Source organism: Tunicatimonas sp. (assembly GCF_049647865.1).
In the GTDB taxonomy this organism is placed as follows: Bacteria; Bacteroidota; Bacteroidia; order Cytophagales; family Cyclobacteriaceae; genus Tunicatimonas.
On sequence record NZ_JBARYM010000649.1, the window covers coordinates 1 to 5,306 of the forward strand.

5 protein-coding genes are annotated in these 5,306 nt (G+C 41.3%); 3 read left to right on the plus strand and 2 right to left on the minus strand.

Annotation, left to right across the window (positions count from 1 at the left end; translation table 11 throughout):
• The first annotated feature begins 86 nt into the window (after positions 1-86).
• Genes hisC through WBA23_RS19095 form a run of 3 tightly spaced genes read left to right on the plus strand, consistent with a single transcriptional unit; the run spans position 87 to position 2,785 of the window.
• A complete protein-coding gene (gene hisC, locus WBA23_RS19085; protein ID WP_424583879.1) occupies positions 87-1,163 on the plus strand; it encodes a histidinol-phosphate transaminase in 1,077 nt (358 codons plus the stop codon).
• A gap of 1 nt (position 1,164) precedes the next feature.
• Positions 1,165-2,262 (plus strand): bifunctional histidinol-phosphatase/imidazoleglycerol-phosphate dehydratase HisB, encoded by a 1,098-nt coding sequence (gene hisB / locus WBA23_RS19090; protein ID WP_424583876.1) that lies wholly within the window; start codon positions 1,165-1,167, stop codon positions 2,260-2,262.
• A gap of 19 nt (positions 2,263-2,281) precedes the next feature.
• Positions 2,282-2,785, plus strand: a complete 504-nt coding sequence (locus tag WBA23_RS19095; RefSeq protein ID WP_424583877.1) for a DUF3124 domain-containing protein — start codon at positions 2,282-2,284, stop codon at positions 2,783-2,785.
• A gap of 7 nt (positions 2,786-2,792) precedes the next feature.
• On the opposite strand, the gene WBA23_RS19100 is transcribed toward WBA23_RS19095, so the two are convergent.
• Together WBA23_RS19100 and hemL are read right to left on the minus strand one after the other, a co-directional pair.
• Positions 2,793-3,809, minus strand: coding sequence for a hypothetical protein (locus tag WBA23_RS19100; protein ID WP_424583878.1), 1,017 nt, complete (start codon positions 3,807-3,809; stop codon positions 2,793-2,795).
• Between the two features lie 187 nt (positions 3,810-3,996).
• Positions 3,997-5,286, minus strand: a complete 1,290-nt coding sequence (gene hemL / locus WBA23_RS19105; protein ID WP_424583880.1) for a glutamate-1-semialdehyde 2,1-aminomutase — start codon at positions 5,284-5,286, stop codon at positions 3,997-3,999.
• Positions 5,287-5,306 lie beyond the last annotated feature (20 nt).

The window sequence follows — 5,306 nt, forward strand, 5'->3', positions numbered from 1 at the left end:
CCTCAAATGTATTTGAAGAATTTTCCGATCTATTTTATGGTATTATCAATATTTTCAAGCAGATAATGAAATCTATTTCCATAGAAATGCTAGTCCGCCCCCATCTACTTCAGTTGAAACCCTATGCTTCAGCCCGGTCAGAATTTTCCGGCTCGGCGCGGGCTTGGTTAGATGCTAACGAAAATGCGTACGGTACTCCCGGGCGTAGTTTAGAAACTTCCTTTCATCGCTATCCAGATCCGTACCAGTTAGCATTAAAAGAGCGTATTAGCGAAATAAAAAAAATCTCTACCGACCAAATTTTTCTAGGCAATGGTAGCGACGAAGCAATTGATTTACTGATAAAGGTGTTTTGCCGTCCGGGGGTAGATAATATTGTTAGCCTCTCCCCTACCTTTGGCATGTATGAAGTAGCTGCCGCTGTAAACGATATTGTCGTAAACACTGCTTCGCTTACCGAAGATTATCAAATTAACCGCAAGACTGTGGACAATGCGATAGACGAAAATACTAAGATTATTTTCTTCTGTTCGCCCAATAACCCTACCGGAAATCTACTAGATAGCGTTGATATTCTTTATTTTCTAAAGAGTTTTTCCGGCTTAATAGTCGTAGATGAAGCATATGTTGATTTCACTGATCAACTCAGCTTTATAAACAAGCTCGCTGATTATCCCAATTTAATAGTGCTCCAAACATTTAGCAAAGCCTGGGGAATGGCGGCACTACGGTTGGGAGCAGCTTATGCCTCACCGGAGATTTTAGCATATTTAAACAAAATTAAACTTCCTTATAACATATCTACCCTAACTCAGCAGACTGCACTAGAAATTCTGCAAAATACTGACCAATATGAATCGTACATAGCTGCTATTAAAACTCAGCGACAATGGCTAGTTGAACAACTTCATTTGCTAGAAGCAGTACAGAAAACATATCCAACAGATGCTAATTTTATCTTCGTAAAATTGACCGATGCTACTTCAGTATACCAATTTTTGGTAGATCAAGGTGTAATTGTTCGCAATCGTTCTTCGGTTCATCTTTGTGAAGGAGGATTGAGAATTACAGTAGGAACCGAGCGGGAAAATCAGTTACTGATTGATACTTTTAAAAGCTATAAGCCGGTGGGTAAATCGTTGACCTCTCCGCAAAATTTTTGATATGGCTAAAAAAATACTTTTTATTGATCGTGATGGCACCATCATTCAGGAACCGGAAGACAAGCAAATCGATTCGTTAGAGAAGCTAGAATTTTTGCCTGGTGCAATTAGCACACTGCGAAAAATTACTGAGCAAACTGATTTTTTACTAGTAATGGTGACTAACCAAGACGGTCTAGGCACTGATTCTTTCCCGGAAAAGACTTTTTGGCCCGCCCATCAAAAGATGCTCGATATTTTGGAAGGTGAAAATATTGAGTTTCATGAAATCCTCATTGATAAATCCTTTCCAGCTGATAATGCGCCTACTCGTAAACCCCGCACGGGTCTTCTTACCCACTACATTTCTAACGAATACGATTTAGTTAACTCTTACGTAATTGGTGACCGAGCGTCAGATGTAGAGTTAGCGAAAAACTTAGGCTGTAAGGCTATTTTTATTAATCCGGAGAGTCATTCTGATGCTATTTTAACTACCGGAAATTGGCAGGAAATTTATCAGCACTTGGTACTATCGCCCCGAAAGGTTGTTCACCAGCGTAATACTAAAGAAACGGCGATTACTATTCAAATGAATTTAGACGGAAGTGGCAATACCCAGAACGACACCGGGCTAGGTTTTTTTGACCATATGCTGGATCAACTGGGAAAACACTCGGGGATTGACTTATTGGTAAAGGTGAAGGGTGACCTGCATATTGATGAGCACCATACAATTGAAGATACTGCTTTAGCTCTGGGCGAAGCCCTCTCGCAAGCTGTGGGTAATAAGCGAGGTATTAACCGCTACGGTTTTTTACTACCTATGGATGATAGCTTAGCGCAGGCAGCTATAGACTTAGGAGGCCGCCCCTGGCTAGTTTGGGATGCCGAATTTAAGCGTGAAATGGTAGGCGATATGCCTACTGAAATGCTTTACCACTTCTTTAAGTCATTTTCCGATGCGGCGAAATGCAACCTCAATATTAAAGTAGAAGGCGATAACGAACATCATAAAATTGAAGCTACTTTCAAAGCAGTAGCAAAAGCTTTAAAAATGGCTATTCAGCGAGATTCCAAACAGTTGGACAGCCTTCCATCTACCAAGGGAGTACTATAAACAGCTAATACTACGAGAAGTGAAAAATATTTTATTACTACTATTACTATTTAGTACTTTAGCTTGTCAGATTAAAGAGGAAAGCTCCTCAAAGCTGGTTGATTGGAAGAATAAAAAAGTTGATTTTATACTAAGTGACTCTCTTGAAGCGGGCGGCACTTATCTATCAGTTTACTCTCATATTTATAGCATGACCCAAGACCGCACCCATGATTTAACAGTCACTATTAGTTTAAGAAACACCAATCGTTCGGATACGATTTATATTACTAACGCCGAATACTACGATACCCAAGGTTCTTTAATTCGCACCTATTTTGATGATCCTGTCTACTTGCAGCCCCTGGAAACCATCTCAATTGTTATTGCCGGAGCTGACCAAAAGGGTGGAGCTGGTGCCAATTTTATCTTTGACTGGAAGATTGAACCTGGTACTAAAGAACCTCTTTTTGAGGCTATCATGATTTCTACCTTGGGCCAACAAGGGTTATCATTTTCTACGAAAGGAGAAAGAATTTATTAGCTTCGGTCTATTTGCCAAAGGCCTCTCGGCTGTGATTCATGTTAGTGCTAAATACCGGAAGGCTAATCTTCAATAGAGCATAAAAGCCTCGGCCTTTTATACCGGGACGCGATCCTATTTCAGCACCGTAAGCCCAACTTAATTCCCGATTATACTTACCATCAATGCCCAACCGATAACCCCAAATTTTGGTATCTATCACATCGGCCGAAAACTCTCGTATATCATTATTAGCATTCGGGTCGCGGTACTGCACTGCATCCAATGTAAGGCTTGGCGCTAGTAAAAAATCTACGTAGGTATTTAAAATAAAATCATCTACCAGCACCCCGTAGCCTTTATCTGGCTTAATAGCCATATTTTTAATCCAAGACATTGAACCACCGATATACCCACCAGCAGCAACCAAATTTGTATGGTAAAAACTTTGAATGGGAAAGGGTTCTCCTGTTTCGTCTACTAAAGTTACTTGCTGATCCTGCGTGACGCGCTTCATATCTACCGAGGTATCAAAGGCAAATCCACCCGCTCGAGCGCCAATAATCTTTCTAACTTTTGAAGGCACTACCGTATGTTCCGGAACGTGAGCTGCCCAACGATTTCCCTTAGCATACTTACGAGAGTATAAAATTAGTTTTGTTTCGGTGTCACTTTCTTCGTCTTTAATATGATAGGTTCCACCTAGCTCAAAGTACGTGAAATTATTGGGGGTATTCAGAATGACTTGATTCTTGATGGCCGCATCACGAACCAGATCGAACGAACGAGTGTACGCTTGCCGAAAATTGGCTTGAAAATCAGCTTTATCATTAAGATAGTAATTGGCGGCAATACCAAACCCAGCGTTTATATTGGTGGAGAATACATCAGCGTAGACTGGTTGAAGATGAAGAAAAAACTTATTGATGCTGTAGGGGTCATCATAAAGTTCTTCGTAAGTGATGGCTTGATTTCCGAAATTTTGCGCTTCCGCGAGCTTCGTGGTCAAACCAATCGTCAAAAGCAGTAAAATAATCCGTTTCAAGGTTTCTTTATTTAGTGGTCTGTTTGTTAGTCGCTAAGCTAGATACAATACCAATAAATAAGTATTCAATACAACCGTTTCATTGCATAGGTAATAAACAAGTGAAATTTAAAGTAGGAAGGTGAGGAACAGGGACGTATAGCAATAAGCCTAAATGAGAAGCGGTAACAGTCAGTAATTTAACAATTTAATGAATAGCCTTGAGTGAATCATAATTCGCTCGTACAATAGTTTCCACCATCGCTTCATCAATTGCAGAAGAAATGAATAAAGCTTCAAATTGAGAAGGTGCTAAATAAATACCTCGCTTAAGCATTTCCTGAAAGTAGGCACCAAACAGTTTGGTATCGGAAGTACTGGCTGATTGAAAATCAAACACAGGTTGCTCGGTAAAGAATAAACTAAACATAGATCCTACCTGATTGATCGTGTACGAAACATTCAGTCGCTTCATATTTTCCTTAATTCCGTTGACAATCGCTTCAGTAGTATTCGTTAGTTGCTGATACAAGCTTTTATGATTCTGCAACTGAGTGAGCATCGCGAAACCGGCGGCCATTGCAATTGGATTACCAGATAAGGTTCCAGCTTGATAAACGGGTCCTACCGGAGAAACATAGTCCATTACTTCTTTTTTACCACCGTACGCTCCTACTGGTAAACCTCCCCCAATAATTTTTCCTAACGCGGACATATCCGGAGTTACGCCGTACAGTTCTTGCGCTCCCCCGGGTGCGAGCCGAAACCCAGTCATTACTTCATCAAAGATGAGCAAAATATCATGTTCATTGCAACGAGAGCGCAACCCTTCTAAAAACCCTTCATTAGGGAGTACACAGCCCATATTTCCCGCTACTGGTTCAATCATAATTGTAGCAATCGTTTCTGGATTACTTTTTATCAGGCGATCGATACTATCTAAATCATTAAATGTAGCCAAAAGAGTATCTTGAGCGGTTCCTTTGGTTACTCCGGGACTGTTAGGTTCACCCATTGTCATAGCACCACTACCAGCAGCAATCAAAAAAGAATCGCCGTGCCCGTGGTAGCAACCTTCAAATTTAACCAGCTTATCCCTACCTGTGTAGCCTCGTGCTAAGCGAGCCGCTGACATTGCCGCTTCAGTGCCGGAGTTTACCATGCGCACTTTTTCAATGGAAGGCACCATGCTGACAATCAGCCGAGCAATGTCAACTTCCTTAGCCGTAGGTGCTCCGTAGGAAACCGAGTGCGGAATTGCTTCAGTTAAGGCTTGCTCTACTGCCGGATTGCGGTGACCTAAAATCATAGGTCCCCAAGAGTTAATAAGTTCTATATACTGATTATCGTCTTCGTCGTAAACGTAAGCACCTTTCGCTGATTTTATGAATAATGGGTTCCCCCCTACCGCGCGAAATGCCCGAACGGGTGAGTTTACCCCTCCGGGAATAAATTGCTGGGCTTCTTCGAATAGAGATTGGCTGCGGTGATTTTGCATAAATATTAATACTCCCCCTT

Bases quoted from the DNA above. Each gene is read 5' to 3' on its own strand.
- hisC (WP_424583879.1), top strand. From the start codon at position 87: ATGCTAGTCCGCCCCCATCTACTTCAGTTGAAACCCTATGCTTCAGCC.
- hisB (WP_424583876.1), top strand. From the start codon at position 1,165: ATGGCTAAAAAAATACTTTTTATTGATCGTGATGGCACCATCATTCAG.
- hemL (WP_424583880.1), bottom strand. From the start codon at position 5,286: ATGCAAAATCACCGCAGCCAATCTCTATTCGAAGAAGCCCAGCAATTT.